The 251-nt window shown below is 41.8% G+C and carries 1 pseudogene; it reads right to left on the minus strand.

Going from position 1 to position 251, the window contains the following annotated elements:
* Nucleotides 1–251, minus strand: a pseudogene (locus RYX56_RS24080) (penicillin-binding protein); the annotation flags it as partial.

The following is a 251-nucleotide window of genomic DNA, read 5'->3' on the forward strand; positions in this document are numbered from 1 at the left end:
CCATGATTTCACCGGTATAGGGGTCCATTAAGACAACATAGGCCCTGTCCGTAAAAGTGGTTCCCGGCAATCTTTTCGCTGCCCGAAGCTCTTGTTCAATAATCTTATCAACCGCCTTTTGCAATTCCATATCAATGGTTAGGACAAGATCCTTCCCCTTTTTTCCATTTGAGATAGGTTCGGTTTCGATGACATTTCCTGTTTTATCCGTAATGTTTTTTATTTTTTCCTTGTGCCCGCATAGGATTTCT

Origin of the sequence: Alkalihalophilus lindianensis (assembly GCF_032843265.1) — a bacterium.
Taxonomy (GTDB): domain Bacteria; phylum Bacillota; class Bacilli; order Bacillales; family Bacillaceae_D; genus Alkalihalophilus; species Alkalihalophilus lindianensis.